Below are 14,651 nucleotides of genomic sequence, written 5' to 3'. Positions count from 1 at the left end.
ATATAAAAAAGCCACTTGATTTCAAGTGGCTTTTTTATATCTCAATTATAAGAAGATTACCAAACAAACATTGGTCTTTCTTCCATCATTTCATTTACTTGATCAGCAACCTCTTCGATTACTTGCTCATCTGTGTGGTTCATTAACACTTTGTCAATTAGCGCTACAATCGCTTCCATATCTGACTCAACTAATCCTCTAGTGGTAATAGCAGGTGTACCGATACGGATACCTGAAGTTACAAATGGAGACTTATCATCAAATGGAACCATATTTTTATTCACTGTAATTTCAGCTTTTACTAATGCTTGCTCAGCTTCTTTACCAGAGATATCTTTATTTCTAAGATCGATAAGCATCATGTGATTGTCTGTACCTCCAGAAATAATATTGTATCCTCTTTTTACAAATGCCTCAGCCATAGCTTTAGCATTTTTCTGAACTTGTAAAGTATATTTAAAGAACTCATCAGACAATGCCTCTCCAAAAGCTACTGCTTTAGCAGCAATAATATGCATCAATGGACCACCTTGATTACCAGGGAATACTGCACTATCCAATAAAGAAGACATCATACGCACTTCTCCTTTAGGGGTCTTGATACCAAATGGATTAGGAAAGTCTTTCCCCATCATGATGATACCACCTCTAGGTCCTCTTAATGTTTTGTGAGTTGTTGTCGTAATAATATGACAATGAGGTACTGGATCACTTAATAATCCTTTCGCAATTAATCCTGCTGGGTGAGAAATATCAGCCATCAAAATAGCTCCTACGCTGTCAGCAATCTCTCTGAAGCGTTTGAAATCCATATCGCGAGAGTATGCAGATGCACCAGCTATAATTAATTTTGGCTGCTCTTTAGTTGCTATTTCTTGAATCTTGTCATAGTTAAGCATTCCTGTTTCTTGCTCTACTCCGTAGAATACTGGCTCATATAATCTTCCTGAGAAGTTAACTGATGAACCATGAGTCAAATGCCCTCCGTGTGATAAGTCAAATCCTAAAATCTTATCACCTGGTTTTAAACATGCAAAAAATACAGCTGTATTAGCTTGAGATCCAGAGTGAGGTTGTACGTTTACGTACTCTGCTCCAAATAGTGCTTTTGCACGATCGATAGCGATTTGCTCTACTACGTCAACTACTTCACATCCCCCGTAATATCTCTTGTTTGGATATCCTTCAGCATATTTGTTAGTTAGACAAGAACCCGCAGCTTCCATAGTTTCATCACTTACAAAGTTTTCAGAAGCAATTAATTCTATTCCATGAACTTGTCTATCGTGTTCTTCTAGAATTAGGTCGAAAATTTCAGTATCTTTTCTCATTTATGTTGTGTGTTTCATTTTTATTTGCTCCCAAATGTACAAAAAACGTTTGTTATTTTAAGTCTTAATTATATATTTGAGTTACACTATTAACGCAAAAAAATTATACTATGACAATTAACGCAAACGACCCAAATAGGAAGTCTTGGTTAAACGTTGATAAAAACTCTGATTTTCCAATTCAAAACATTCCTTTTGGAGTATTTATCACGCAAGAAGATATTATCACCATAGGAACGAGAATTGGTGATTATGCAATTGATTTAAGCGCTCTACAGATGCTTGGTTATTTCAAAGGAATAGACCTTACAGATGATGTGTTCTTACAGGATTCATTAAATGACTTCATTGCCGCTGGGAAGAAAACTTGGAGAGCTGTTCGAAATAGAGTAGCCGAAATCTTTGATAGCAATAATAATACGCTACAAAATAATACAAAACACAGAGAAGCCGTGATCTTCTCTATTGCCTCTGTAGAAATGCAATTGCCTATTATAATAGGAGATTACACCGACTTTTATTCTAGTAAAGAGCACGCTACCAATGTAGGTATGATGTTTAGAGATCCTGACAATGCGCTATTGCCAAACTGGCTACATATACCTGTAGGATACCACGGTAGAAGCTCTACAGTGATTCCTTCTGGCGTATCGATCAAACGTCCAAACGGTCAAACGCTTCCTAAAGGAGAAAAAACACCTGTATTTGGCCCTTCTCAACGCATCGACTTCGAATTAGAAACAGGTTTTATTACTACAGATGTAAATTTATTTGGAGAAGCTATTCCAGTGGATCAAGCAGAAGACCACATCTTTGGAATGGTTCTATTAAATGACTGGAGTGCTCGTGATATTCAGACTTGGGAATATGTCCCACTAGGGCCTTTCTTAGCAAAGAACTTTGCAACAGCTATTTCTCCATGGGTAGTTACTCTAGACGCCTTAGAGCCTTATCGCGTAGCTAGCCCAGTACAAGAACCTACTCCTCTACCTTATTTACAACAAACAGGAGATAAATCCTTTGACATTCACTTAGAAGTATATGTACAGCCAAAAGACAGTGAATCTACTTTGGTATCCACTTCGAATTTTAAATATTTGTATTGGACAATGAGCCAACAGCTAGCTCATCACACCATTAACGGATGTAAAGTGAACTCAGGAGACTTAATGGGATCAGGTACTATCTCTGGACCTGTAGAGTCTAGCTATGGTTCAATGCTCGAACTGAGTTGGGCGGGTCAAAAACCATTAACGATGAAAGACGGTAGTACACGTACTTTTATTCAAGATTATGATACCGTAATTATGAAAGGATACTGTGATAACAATCAAGTTCGTATCGGATTTGGCGAAGTGAGTAATATGCTTTTACCTGCGAATCAACTATTTTAACGAATTTGTTCTTTCATTAAAAAAGAATACTAAAGCGTGAGACAAATTTGTCTCACGCTTTTTTTAGCTAGTTCTCCTTTAACTTCATTTTTTTTGCACTCTACAAATTTGTCACTCTATTCTTTCCATGAGTCAAATGTCAAAATTCCATCTATATCAAAAAAAACGTATCTTTGCAATATATCAATGTGTTACCCAACACTGATGATTTAAAAAGTACACTAATCAACAGTTAAAATGTACTCTCTGCACAAGTAAAAAACACCTACATCGAAGGTGTTTTATTTTCGCATTTCGCCCTGTCAATTTCATTCATTAAGCTATCCGAAACATTGTTTACCCCAGTATTTGCCAAGCTTCATTCGATACTTATTCGAGTCTTCTTCGGTAAGCCCCCCTATTTTAGGTACTTCTTCCGAAGAAGGCCCGAACAACAGTTGTAAAAACCTTGTAAAAACTTGACTGTATTGACCTCATCATTAGTTCGGTAGCTGTTGAACCCTTTTTTTAATCAAATTATTAGTGCGTTTTGAGAGTGATAAAAAAGACAATACTTAACCTTCTTTTCTATTGAATGATAGAATACATTTACGCCAAATCGAAAGACAAAATGTAGATAAAAACGTACTTAATTTTTGGCATTAGTAAAGGATAAAGGGAAGCTATAACTCAACACCTTCCAACACTACTAGATAAAATCTATCGCGTATCCCTCTAAAAGCCAGACTCACTAATAACCACCCAATATTGGATAACATCAGACTTGTCTTCCCCAAAAGAAGCAACTATTGAATTAAAACAACAAAAAGGTAGTAAAAAAATAGACTATTTAATCTATATTGTCGGTATATCGGAACACAATGTCTTCTCGGATAACTGTGAATTTCAATTGAATACACAAGAAGAAAAAGGTTCAATGATTAACACCAATATAACCTCGTATATCTTAAATATATAGGTCTTCCTTAAAAGTTTAAAACTATATGTAAGCCATACTCCTCACTAAAAATAAGAAAAGACCTCCGAGCACACTTAATTGCTTCGGAGGTCTCTATTAGGTCTTTTTTTTACTGACTAACAACCTAAACTAGTAATTGCCGCAACTGGCACTATATCTGTTCTATCTCCGTTAACTTTAGATAAATATAATGTAGGTCGATACATATTATAATTATAAGTTGTGTTAATTAGTAAGTCTATGATCCCATCATCATTTAAATCACCTGCGAACTCAATAGTTGGTGTCGCATCTTCCAAACGATCTAACATCAATAAAGTTATTTTATCATCTTGTCCTTGAACCTTTAGATACAAATTATATTTTGTGATAGTATATCCTGTTTGTATAATTCCTTCCTCGTTTTCATAGGTATAGGGTTGTTCCTTTTCACCCTCTGCGTGTAGAGAATAGTTTTTTCCTCGATAGTTGAATTTGATAGTCTCCCCTGGGTATATGATAGTAGGAATAGTAGCAACAGTGACTATGTCCTTCGAAATAACAAGCTCGTCTTCAATCATAAAAACTACTTCTTCTCCATCTACCGAAACACTTGTAGCCGTGGTTTCTCCTTCATTATCTAAGACTACGTCATAGACTAATTTAGTTTTCGGACGAATTGGAACTAAGCTATAGGTATCTGAAGACTCTTTTACGAGTCCAATCCATTGCTTTTGGGCTATTTTATCTGTAAGTTCACCAGCATGAAACTCCCCCAACATGATCATATGATGTGCAAACCGAAAAGTATTGGGGTATATGGTAGGGTTATCTGGATCTATATATTCTTCTACACCTGTAGTTTCCTCAGTACTAGCCATTAGTTGATCATCTACTGGCTGATTAATCGTGACTACGGTATTTTCAGAAGTATTACTTGATGGGACCGTCTCCTTTTTATCCTGACATCCTAACCATAATCCCATCAATAAGGTAAACATAGTTATTGATAATAATCTTTGTTTCATAATTTTTTTATTTCTTAAAAACACTGCTAAAGTAAGCTTATTGTTTCAATTATAATTCAAAAAAAACAAATCTCAAAACAATAATAATCAACATATTAGACTAAAGTTTACAAGAATCATTTTTACAACCAAAGTTAAAGAAAGCTTGTACAAATAGATAGACGGCAGGAATTGCTAAAATCCACAGTTTTGCATCATAAGCTTGTATCAGTAATAATATGCCTAATCCTACCCTTATCCAGCGCATGGCTGTCCATTTTTTAAAATATGTAATCATCTCTTTGACGTTATTAAATAAAAGTCAAATGTAAGGCTAACTTTTGGCTATTGCTGTAACATTTGTTACCCTCACAGTAAGCTAACTCAATAGAAATGATTACTCACTAAAAGGCTATTCAAAAACCACGCTATGTAACAATTGTTACTGTGGTCTTGTAGATTACTCACTATGTTTGCTCTAGTTAAAAACCATAAAGTAATTGAAATGAAAAAAATCGTATTAGCCTTAGCATTAGTCGCTACTTTTAGTCAAGTAGCTGTAGCTGGAAACACAGAAAACACTACATCAACCTATGAATACCAAGAGGTGAAAGGAAAGAAATTTGCCATCTTAGTACAGTCAATCAAAAATATGCGTGCGTCAATCATGACTGGATCAGAAGTATTAGCAGCTAATCCTAAAGCAGAATTTGAAATCGTAATCATGGGAAAAATGGTACAAGAGCTAAACAACCCTGAATACCGTGCAGAATTAGATGCTGCTAACAAAGCAGGAATAAAATTAGTAGTATGTGAGTTTGCCCTTAAAGTATATGGCGTAGAGTTAGCCGACCTACCTTCTTACTTCATCGGTACACCGAATGCTCATAAATACTATTTCCAATTAAACGAGAAAGGGTTCAATACACTTTCAATATAAACGAAGCCAAACACAGATAGCCAGCTTAACCTAAAAACCTCTTGTATATACTACTATACAAGAGGCTTTTTGATATTTATACCGACTGCCGATGAGGCTTTTCTCTTTGATTATATGACACTACGCAATAGTTAGCACCAATTTTTCCAAAGCTGCTCCATCTATATTTTCGTGTGAAGTAGAAAAAACAGACTTCCCTTCAGCAATCAATAGAATTTGAGGTGATTGATGTTCTACCTTAAACAGATCTGCTATAGCAAGTGATATTGGTCGATCTGCTACTACATCAACCATATAACACAACACTTGTTTACTGTTATCAAATGAAGCTTGAAAATTCTTCAAGGCAAATTTGCTTATATAACAACGATTGCTATTCTTAAAAATAACAACAGGCTTTTGCTGAGATAACGCAACTAACTCTTCCAATTGCTGTTTATCCTTTAACGATATCCACTCCATAATTACTAATCTTATACTTACAAAAGTACACAATCTCCCTTCACTATACAACCCTAATAACACATCGCTTACTACTAGTTAAGATGGATTACTTAGTACAACTAAGCCTTAACTCTATTCTCCTACACTTAAGGACTACACCTTAATTCAAACCAAAAACACTTAAATAAAACGCGTTAGTACAAGATAATTTAGCTAACTTAGACTAAGACAAAATGACCTTTCAATTCAAATAAATTAAATATTTTATGACCTTTTGTCAATAATTACAACTTATACACTTGATTTAAATGCCATATAGTCACGAATACAACATTGGAACACCTCTTGCTTATTACCTAGCATAAAACTAAAGAACAAAAAAGCTAAAGATATGAATTTGAATAATTTTACAATAAAATCACAAGAGGCTCTACAACGTGCGCAAGTTATCGTACAGGGATTAGGCCAACAACAAATAGAAAACGAACACATCTTCAAAGCAATTCTTGAAGTAGATGAAAACGTTACTCCCTTTATACTAAAAAAACTGAACGTTAATCTGGATACTTTCAAAAGTGTATTAGATGCGACAATTCAAAGTTTACCTAAAGTATCGGGTGGACAACTAAGCCTCTCAAGAGAAGCTAGCGTAGCAGTTACAGAAGCTCAGGCTATTGCTACAAAAATGAAAGATGAATATGTATCTATTGAACATTTGATTTTGGCAATTTTCAAGTCAAAAAGCAAAGTAGCACAGATATTAAAAGATCAAGGAGTTACAGAAAAACAACTGGAAGCAGCTATTAATGAAATCAGAAATGGAGCTAAAGTAACCTCTGCATCAGCAGAAGATACTTATAACTCATTAAACAAATACGCTAATAACTTAACGCAATTGGCCAACGAAGGTAAACTAGACCCAGTAATCGGACGTGATGAGGAAATCAGACGTGTGTTGCAAATCTTGAGTCGTCGTACCAAAAACAACCCAATGCTTATCGGTGAACCTGGGGTAGGTAAAACAGCAATTGCAGAAGGTTTAGCACACCGTATCGTACAACAAGACGTACCCGAAAATCTAAAAGACAAACAAATTTTTGCCTTAGATATGGGAGCCTTGATTGCTGGTGCAAAATATAAAGGAGAATTTGAAGAACGTTTAAAATCAGTGGTAAAAGAAGTAACCTCAGCAGAAGGTAATATTATCTTATTCATTGATGAGATTCATACCCTAGTTGGTGCTGGTGGTGGTGACGGAGCTATGGATGCTGCTAACATTCTAAAACCTGCTCTTGCTCGTGGAGAACTTCGTTCGATCGGAGCTACAACTTTAGATGAATACCAAAAATACTTCGAAAAAGATAAAGCCCTAGAACGTCGTTTCCAAAAAGTAATTGTAGATGAACCTGATACTGAGAGTGCCATCTCTATCCTTCGTGGTATTAAAGAAAAATATGAAGCTCACCACAAAGTACGTATAAAAGACGAAGCTATTATTGCAGCTGTTAATTTGTCAGAGCGCTATATTACTAACCGTTTCTTACCAGACAAGGCTATTGACTTAATGGATGAGGCAGCTTCTAAATTGAGAATGGAAATCAACTCAAAACCAGAAGAACTCGACGTTATTGACCGTAAAGTAATGCAGTTAGAAATTGAGATTGAAGCAATTAAGCGCGAGAATGACGAAGACAAACTAAAAACGTTAGGATTAGAGTTAGCCAACCTAAAAGAAGACAGAAATGAAATCTTTACCAAATGGCAAGCGGAAAAAGAAGTCGTTGATCGCGTTCAAACCATCAAACAAGAGATTGAACAGTATCGACTTGAAGCTGAAAAAGCTGAGCGTGAAGGTGACTATGGTAAAGTAGCTGAAATACGATACGGAAAGATTAAAGATGCCACAGAAGCTCTAGAGGTTGCACAAAAGCAACTGGAAGAAAACCAAAGTGGTACTTCATTAATCAAAGAAGAAGTAACCAGTGATGATATTGCTGAAGTAGTAGCAAAATGGACAGGTGTACCAGTGACTAAAATGCTTCAAAGCGAAAGAGAAAAACTACTTCACTTAGAAGACGAATTACATAAACGCGTAGTAGGTCAGCAAGATGCAATCGTAGCTATTAGTGATGCAGTGCGCAGAAGTAGAGCGGGACTTCAAGACCCTAAAAAACCTATTGGTTCATTCCTTTTCTTAGGTACTACTGGAGTTGGTAAGACTGAGCTAGCAAAAGCATTAGCCGAGTATCTGTTTGATGATGAGAATGCAATGACGCGTATAGATATGAGCGAATATGGCGAAAGACATAGTGTAAGTAGATTAGTAGGAGCGCCTCCGGGATACGTTGGATATGATGAAGGTGGACAATTGACTGAAGCAGTACGCAGAAAACCTTATTCAGTAGTCTTGTTAGATGAGATTGAAAAAGCACACCCTGATACGTTTAATATCTTACTACAGGTATTAGATGAAGGTCGTCTAACAGACAACAAAGGTCGTCTAGCTGACTTCAAAAACACTATTATTATCATGACTTCAAACATGGGTAGTCACATTATCCAAGAGAAGTTTGAAGATGCAGATAATATAGAACAAGCTGCTGAAGATGCTAAAGTAGAAGTATTAAATGTACTAAAACAAAGTGTTCGCCCAGAATTCTTGAACCGTATTGATGAAGTTGTCATGTTTACTCCTTTGTCAAAAGATGATATCTTACAAATTGTAGAGATTCAATTAAATAGTGTATTCAAAATGTTAGCTCAACAGAATATACACATGGAAGCAACAACTGAGGCAAAAGACCTTTTAGCTACTAAAGGTTATGACCCTGAATTCGGAGCACGTCCAGTAAAACGTGTGGTACAAAAAGAAGTGCTCAACCAATTATCTAAAGAAATACTAGCTGGTAATATCAAAGCTGACAGTATGATTTTGATTGATGCTTTTGACAACAAATTGGTTTTCAGAAACCACAAAGCTTAATACTGAGTTAATAAAATAGTTTTACAATAGGAATTAGAGGTTGTCCCCTTATAGGGGATAGCCTCTTTTCTTTTTCTACTAACGCTACACTGCAAAAAGGGCAACCTTATTCAGATTGCCCCTCTTCTATCTATCGAAAATAGTTTGTTTAACACTACGCTCTTAACTTGATGCTCCAGTGAAATAAAAACTTAGCCACTACATCTCCCTGCTCATCTTTAGCAATGGTAGTTAGTGGAATAAGTACACCTTCTTTAGTCTCGATGGCTTGCTTTATTGCCTGGTCAATTTTTTCTCCTTCATCACAGCTGAAACTAATCTTTCCTACTGCTTTCTTAGCAAACTCCATTTCATTCTTTACCACTAATGAAGCGATATTCTGCCCAGACATCTTAATCTTAGTTAATAACATCAAACCTCCTGAAAACTCAGCAGCCATACCTTGAACAGCCCAAAACATACTTTGGAAAGGATTCTGGTTTAGAAAATCTAATTCGACATAAGTCGTTACTTCATTGGGTTTAAAACTCTCTAATCGCACACCTGCTATCCAAGCAATAGGTATTTGTGTCGTCAATATTTGTTTAAAGGTCTGTTGATCCATATTTTATAGTTTTAAGTTGTTCGTTGATTTATACTCCCCGTAATGAAAATCTAATCGATTAAAATTTTAATTGATCCATAATCGTTTTATTCACTTGTAGAGCTTGCTTATATTCTTGTTTTAACTGATCAACTAAACCAGCTACACTAAGCACTTGGTGAATACCCGCACTACCGTGACCTGCAGACCAAATATCTTTCCATGCCTTGCTATTCGCTGCTGTTAATTGAGAAAAGTCTTCTTCTTTTTTCTCATTTAAGTCCAATCCTGCACGTTCAATACTTGGCTTAAGAAAATTAGCATTAACCCCTGACACTCCATCAGTATATAAAATATCATCGACCCCTGAGTCCACGATCATTTGCTTATACTCCTGCACAGCATCACACTCCTCAGTAGCGATAAAGCGAGTTCCCATATAAGCAAAATCAGCACCCATCGTCTGTGCTGCCAGTATATCACTTCCTGTATCTAAACTCCCTGCTAAAAGAACTGCTCCTTTAAAGAACTGCTTAATCTCTGATATCAAAGCAAATGGACTAGCAGTACCTGCGTGACCTCCTGCTCCTGCTGCTACACAGATCAAACCATCTACTCCTGCTTCAGCCGCTTTTTCTGCATGTCGCTTTTTAATAATATCGTGAAACACTAATCCTCCATAACTATGGACTGCATCTACCAAGTCTTTGACTGCTCCCAGAGAAGTGATAATAATCGGTACTTTGTACTTCACACACAATTGCAAATCTGGCATTACCCTTGGATTAGTCTTATTGACAATAATATTTACCCCAAAAGGCGCTGCTTTTTTACCTGTCTCCTGTTCAAACTTAGCTAGCTCAGTAGTCACCTCTTTTAACATCGCTTCAAAATCCTCTGAACTCCTACCGTTTAGTGCAGGAAAAGTCCCTACAATACCATTCTTACAACATTCAATCACTAAGCGCGTACCTGATACGATAAACATCGGAGATACAATAATCGGCAATGTTACCCTTTCTTTTAATTCTTGTATAGTCATATTTACTCTTCTTGTTTTACTTCTGTAATTTAGTCTAAAAAATCATATTATCAATAGAATTCCTATAGTTTTATTATACAATGTCTTCTATTAGAAGTTTTTCTGTTTTTTGGAAACTGTTCTATTTTCTCATCTTTCTGACATAATTCACACTTAAAAGAACGGTATCGTATTATTCTTTTTCTTACTTTGTGCCCTGAAAGAAGAAACAATAACCAAATATTCACATCGATGAAAAAATTAATCTATTCTACCTTGTTTCTTACAGCTATACTAACCATCACAAGCTGTAACGACAAAAAAGAAAAGCCAGCCACAGATAACACCACAGAAGTAACAACTGAAACGAAAGATACTGTTGAAACTACTACAGAAGAAGTTGCCAAAGCTGCTGTAAATAAAGAAAAAGAATCACTAAGCAAACCGTATAACGAGACAGAAGATGCAGATGCCCGTCTAAACGAACTAATCGCTCAAGCTAAAAAAGAAGGAAAAAAAGTTTTCGTACAAGCTGGAGGTAACTGGTGTATTTGGTGTTTGCGCTTCAATGACTTTGTTCAGAAGACAGAAGAACTTAAAACAGTAGTTGACCAAAACTACCTATATTACCACTTAAATTACTCAAAAAACAACAAAAACGATGTTGTCTTTGATAAATATGCTCCAGAAGGAAAGAAACTTGGTTTCCCGTTCTTTTTTGTCCTTGACGGAGAAGGTAAAGTAATCAATATTATCAGCTCAGTTGAGTTAGAAGAAAATAAAGGTTATAGTATTGAGAAAACAAAACAAATGTTTTTAAATAACGTAAAATAACACCCAAATAACCTCCTTATCAAAGGAGGTTATTCTTTTTTTACTATTCGGAAAATAGCTTTTGCAAACTAGTACTTCTTGCCAACTCTACCCTTTCTTGAGCCAAACGTGCAGTATAAGTGCAGTATACGAGCCCAGAAGCATTCTATTGGCAAGAAAAGGGCAAGAATACTGCAGGTATACTTGAACAATGTCTGAACCTGAGTAGTCTATACTCATTCTGTATTGCTTTCCTATTTAGGCTAAACTTCAAAAATCAGAAGTCTACGCATTTCTGTATCTTGGATTGGAGGTAATTCCCAATACTGAATAAACTGCTCCATCATCTCACGCCCTCTCTCCTCTATAGCTTCTTTATTCCAAATATTATACACTAATAGTCCCTCTTCAGTCTTAGTGGTTCGGTATTTATGTCTAATGGCATTGTGAACCTTTTCTTGAATACGGTCAAAACTTGTTGGCTCATAGCGATTATATGCCAAAAACATATTCCCAATTGAATAACTATATCGATCGCGATTAACCTTCAGTATCTTATTGATTTCGACGTAATAGCTTCGCTCTTTATAGTAGTTGTCTTCTGGATACACAAGATACACTTTCGGATCGACTTTTCGCATTTCTTTATCTACTACACCTCCTTTTATTTCTTCAATAGTCTTTAGGAAATAATCCAGTCCTGCCCAGGTGCGAAAACGCTGTCCCTTGTGAATGTGGTTAATGACTTCCTTCCATCTAAAATGCTCCACGCGCTGTTCCATCAATACATTAATCAAATACTCATTTGTATAAGCACGACCCCGTTGATAATAGAAATTAATATCTCTAAAGGTATCTTCTTGATTGAGGTTAGAATTATTTCCTTGTAGCAAGAAACACATCACATTGTGTCGTTCGATAGCAAACAACAAACGCTCAATAGCACTGAGTCGTTGTAAATCCTGATTTTCTAATGGAGTATCTCCCTCCTTTTCGGGTAAATCTCTCATCAGAATAGCTAAAACGAGATTCAACATATACTTCCCATATCCTCTGGGAAAGTTATTTAATCGGTATAAAGCATCTTGTATCGGCTTGGTAAAATGGTAATGAAAATCCTCATCTGTATTAACAGCATAAGGATTATTGATAAAATACCACATAACGACAGCCTTTCGCATACTTTTCAACCACTTATCTAGAGCATCAGCCTCCGCATGGTTGGTCGAGTTATAAGAATCTTCTAGCTGAAAGTCTACCGTAAACAACTGCTTTTGATAAGACTTAAAGTCATTTGAAACCATTGAAGTATTAGAGAAATACAATAGCCAAAAAGCCTTTAAAAAAGCGTCGTCATCCATAGCTTGCATTGGATTTCTACCTAACCACTTATACACTTCTAACCACGCTTGATTGACTTTTTTACGACTGCGTTGTATTGTAGCAGGCGTAGTTAATTGCTTTGAAACTATATACAATACTCGGTTCTTCAATCGCTCCAAGCTAGACAATTGCTTCCCTCTGAAGTTCAACGTCTCAAATACCATTGAAACATCTAGAGGCCTATCCTTATTTTCAGTTAAATCTAGAATAGAAAACAATAAGTGTTTTGTGATTTTTTCTACCCAAAGACTACGCTCCATAACAGGAAGCTTCTTTACTTGCTCAGCAAAATAATTCTTAGCAATCGTTAAGTTATGTGTATATAAAGTTTCTGTCTCCTCGCGTTCATAATCACGCTCATTAAATATTTCACGGATAAGATAGTTGTGAGATGGTACATCAATATGGTAACCAAATACATATTTATTACCCGTCTTATCATTCTTCTTGAAATAAGTATTCGTCAGGTCAGCACTTAGCTGCTCATCTTCCAAAGCAGCTACTAACTCAGCTAACAGAATCAAAAGAGTGGTCAAACGCTGTTGTCCATCAACAATATTATATCCTTGATAATACTCCTTGTCAATGAGTAGCTTATCCTCTCTAATAACAAACCCTTCTTTTCGAACATTTTCTAAATCAGCTCTTGAAAAAGCACTAAAGGTCAAAATACCTGTAAAGTGAAAAGCATTGCGTTGTTGATGCGTATTATAAAGGTCATACCAAAGCTCACTCAATTCCTTTTGGGTCCAAGAATACCCCCTCTGATAATCGGGTATTCTAAATATCTTTCCCTTAAAAACTTCTGCAAAAGCAACTATATTCATTCGAAAACTCCTTATATGTCTTGTTGATCGTGAACAAAATTAAATCAAATGAAGCTGTTTTACTAGTCCATTTCGTTATTTAAGAAAAGAACACAAGAATACAACTATACAAGTTACGAAAAAAACAAAAGAAATATCCTATGAATTGTCATGTACTTCCAACAATTTTAGAAGCAAATTTGCTGTAGTAAAACATAACAACCTAAATAAAAATACTATGAAACAAAGAGTACCAGTATCTCAAATCATGACTAAGGTATTAATTGCCGTACCAACCACAAAAAAATTAAGTGAAGTAAATGCTTTATTTTCGGATTACAATATCCGTCATATCCCAGTAGTAGATGGAGACAAATTAGTCGGAATAATCAGTCATAACGATATTCTAAAAATAGGGTTCTCTCACACAGGAATAGATAGTGAAGCACTAAATGATATTTATGACGCTTATAAATTAGAAGACATCATGACGAAAAATCCATTAGTCGTAACTGAGGATACAATTGTAAAAGAAGTAGCTGAATTATTTGCAAAACAACGTTTCCACTCTTTACCTATTAATGACAAAAATGGAAATCTAGTTGGAATAATTACTACAACAGATTTGATTAACTACTTAATTGCTCAATACTAAATTCGGACTAATATACACAACTAAATTTTACTATACACCTTGGTATTATAGTCCCCCGACAAAGGGCTGTCTTCATGAGACAGCCCTTTTTTCGTTTATCAACAACTAACTCACCAATTGGTCATTAACTACTTTTTAATACCAAACAAGACAGTCTACTACAATTTACTACCTATAAGCACACACACAACTAGAGTTATATAAAAACACGCTAAATTTATCCCAATAGATTTCACATAATTTATGTAACACATCAAATAGTTTACGACTAATCACGTTATAATCTAAGTACATTTGAACCATAAAACTTGATAATAAAACTTAGATTCAACAAATAAATGCAACAGCATTTAA

At 35.5% G+C, this 14,651-nt stretch carries 12 protein-coding genes; 5 read left to right on the top strand and 7 right to left on the bottom strand.

Going from position 1 to position 14,651, the window contains the following annotated elements:
• Positions 1–56: 56 nt before the first annotated feature.
• A complete protein-coding gene (gene glyA / locus GJV77_RS09920; RefSeq protein WP_155036204.1) occupies positions 57–1,331 on the bottom strand; it encodes a serine hydroxymethyltransferase in 1,275 nt (424 codons plus the stop codon).
• 110 nt (positions 1,332–1,441) lie between these two features.
• On the opposite strand from glyA, the gene fahA reads away from it, so the two are divergent.
• Positions 1,442–2,725 (top strand): fumarylacetoacetase, encoded by a 1,284-nt coding sequence (fahA, locus tag GJV77_RS09915; protein WP_155036203.1) that lies wholly within the window; start codon positions 1,442–1,444, stop codon positions 2,723–2,725.
• 1,074 nt (positions 2,726–3,799) lie between these two features.
• Here fahA and GJV77_RS09910 read toward each other — a convergent pair.
• Positions 3,800–4,690: a hypothetical protein gene (locus GJV77_RS09910; protein WP_155036202.1), complete on the bottom strand. Its 891-nt coding sequence runs from the start codon at positions 4,688–4,690 to the stop codon at positions 3,800–3,802.
• A gap of 100 nt (positions 4,691–4,790) precedes the next feature.
• Positions 4,791–4,967: a hypothetical protein gene (locus GJV77_RS14780; RefSeq protein ID WP_162853988.1), complete on the bottom strand. Its 177-nt coding sequence runs from the start codon at positions 4,965–4,967 to the stop codon at positions 4,791–4,793.
• Positions 4,968–5,174: 207 nt separating this feature from the next.
• On the opposite strand from GJV77_RS14780, the gene GJV77_RS09905 reads away from it, so the two are divergent.
• Positions 5,175–5,609: a hypothetical protein gene (locus tag GJV77_RS09905; protein ID WP_155036201.1), complete on the top strand. Its 435-nt coding sequence runs from the start codon at positions 5,175–5,177 to the stop codon at positions 5,607–5,609.
• 120 nt (positions 5,610–5,729) lie between these two features.
• On the opposite strand, the gene ytxJ is transcribed toward GJV77_RS09905, so the two are convergent.
• Positions 5,730–6,071 carry a bacillithiol system redox-active protein YtxJ gene (gene ytxJ / locus GJV77_RS09900; protein ID WP_155036200.1) on the bottom strand — a complete coding sequence of 114 codons (342 nt, stop codon included), beginning with the start codon at positions 6,069–6,071 and terminating at the stop codon, positions 5,730–5,732.
• A 373-nt stretch (positions 6,072–6,444) separates the two neighbouring features.
• On the opposite strand from ytxJ, the gene clpB reads away from it, so the two are divergent.
• Positions 6,445–9,036: an ATP-dependent chaperone ClpB gene (gene clpB, locus GJV77_RS09895; RefSeq protein WP_155036199.1), complete on the top strand. Its 2,592-nt coding sequence runs from the start codon at positions 6,445–6,447 to the stop codon at positions 9,034–9,036.
• Positions 9,037–9,190: 154 nt separating this feature from the next.
• On the opposite strand, the gene GJV77_RS09890 is transcribed toward clpB, so the two are convergent.
• Both GJV77_RS09890 and GJV77_RS09885 read right to left on the bottom strand, forming a co-directional pair.
• Positions 9,191–9,640: a DUF4442 domain-containing protein gene (locus GJV77_RS09890; RefSeq protein WP_155036198.1), complete on the bottom strand. Its 450-nt coding sequence runs from the start codon at positions 9,638–9,640 to the stop codon at positions 9,191–9,193.
• 58 nt (positions 9,641–9,698) lie between these two features.
• A complete protein-coding gene (locus tag GJV77_RS09885; protein ID WP_155036197.1) occupies positions 9,699–10,661 on the bottom strand; it encodes an NAD(P)H-dependent flavin oxidoreductase in 963 nt (320 codons plus the stop codon).
• A 231-nt stretch (positions 10,662–10,892) separates the two neighbouring features.
• Between GJV77_RS09885 and GJV77_RS09880 the strand changes: the two genes are divergently transcribed.
• A complete protein-coding gene (locus tag GJV77_RS09880) occupies positions 10,893–11,474 on the top strand; it encodes a thioredoxin family protein (protein WP_155036196.1) in 582 nt (193 codons plus the stop codon).
• Positions 11,475–11,716: 242 nt separating this feature from the next.
• Here the strand turns inward: GJV77_RS09880 and GJV77_RS09875 are convergent, their stop codons facing one another.
• Positions 11,717–13,663: a DUF262 domain-containing protein gene (locus GJV77_RS09875; protein WP_155036195.1), complete on the bottom strand. Its 1,947-nt coding sequence runs from the start codon at positions 13,661–13,663 to the stop codon at positions 11,717–11,719.
• 217 nt (positions 13,664–13,880) lie between these two features.
• On the opposite strand from GJV77_RS09875, the gene GJV77_RS09870 reads away from it, so the two are divergent.
• Positions 13,881–14,297, top strand: coding sequence for a CBS domain-containing protein (locus GJV77_RS09870; RefSeq protein ID WP_155036194.1), 417 nt, complete (start codon positions 13,881–13,883; stop codon positions 14,295–14,297).
• The last annotated feature ends 354 nt before the right edge of the window (positions 14,298–14,651 follow it).

It is taken from the genome of Myroides pelagicus, from assembly GCF_009711055.1.
GTDB classification, from domain to species: Bacteria; Bacteroidota; Bacteroidia; order Flavobacteriales; family Flavobacteriaceae; genus Flavobacterium; species Flavobacterium pelagicum.
This window is presented reverse-complemented; position numbering and strand designations above follow the sequence as displayed.

Bases quoted from the DNA above. Each gene is read 5' to 3' on its own strand.
- glyA (WP_155036204.1), bottom strand. From the start codon at position 1,331: ATGAGAAAAGATACTGAAATTTTCGACCTAATTCTAGAAGAACACGAT.
- fahA (WP_155036203.1), top strand. From the start codon at position 1,442: ATGACAATTAACGCAAACGACCCAAATAGGAAGTCTTGGTTAAACGTT.
- GJV77_RS09910 (WP_155036202.1), bottom strand. From the start codon at position 4,690: ATGAAACAAAGATTATTATCAATAACTATGTTTACCTTATTGATGGGA.
- GJV77_RS14780 (WP_162853988.1), bottom strand. From the start codon at position 4,967: ATGATTACATATTTTAAAAAATGGACAGCCATGCGCTGGATAAGGGTA.
- GJV77_RS09905 (WP_155036201.1), top strand. From the start codon at position 5,175: ATGAAAAAAATCGTATTAGCCTTAGCATTAGTCGCTACTTTTAGTCAA.
- ytxJ (WP_155036200.1), bottom strand. From the start codon at position 6,071: ATGGAGTGGATATCGTTAAAGGATAAACAGCAATTGGAAGAGTTAGTT.
- clpB (WP_155036199.1), top strand. From the start codon at position 6,445: ATGAATTTGAATAATTTTACAATAAAATCACAAGAGGCTCTACAACGT.
- GJV77_RS09890 (WP_155036198.1), bottom strand. From the start codon at position 9,640: ATGGATCAACAGACCTTTAAACAAATATTGACGACACAAATACCTATT.
- GJV77_RS09885 (WP_155036197.1), bottom strand. From the start codon at position 10,661: ATGACTATACAAGAATTAAAAGAAAGGGTAACATTGCCGATTATTGTA.
- GJV77_RS09880 (WP_155036196.1), top strand. From the start codon at position 10,893: ATGAAAAAATTAATCTATTCTACCTTGTTTCTTACAGCTATACTAACC.
- GJV77_RS09875 (WP_155036195.1), bottom strand. From the start codon at position 13,663: ATGAATATAGTTGCTTTTGCAGAAGTTTTTAAGGGAAAGATATTTAGA.
- GJV77_RS09870 (WP_155036194.1), top strand. From the start codon at position 13,881: ATGAAACAAAGAGTACCAGTATCTCAAATCATGACTAAGGTATTAATT.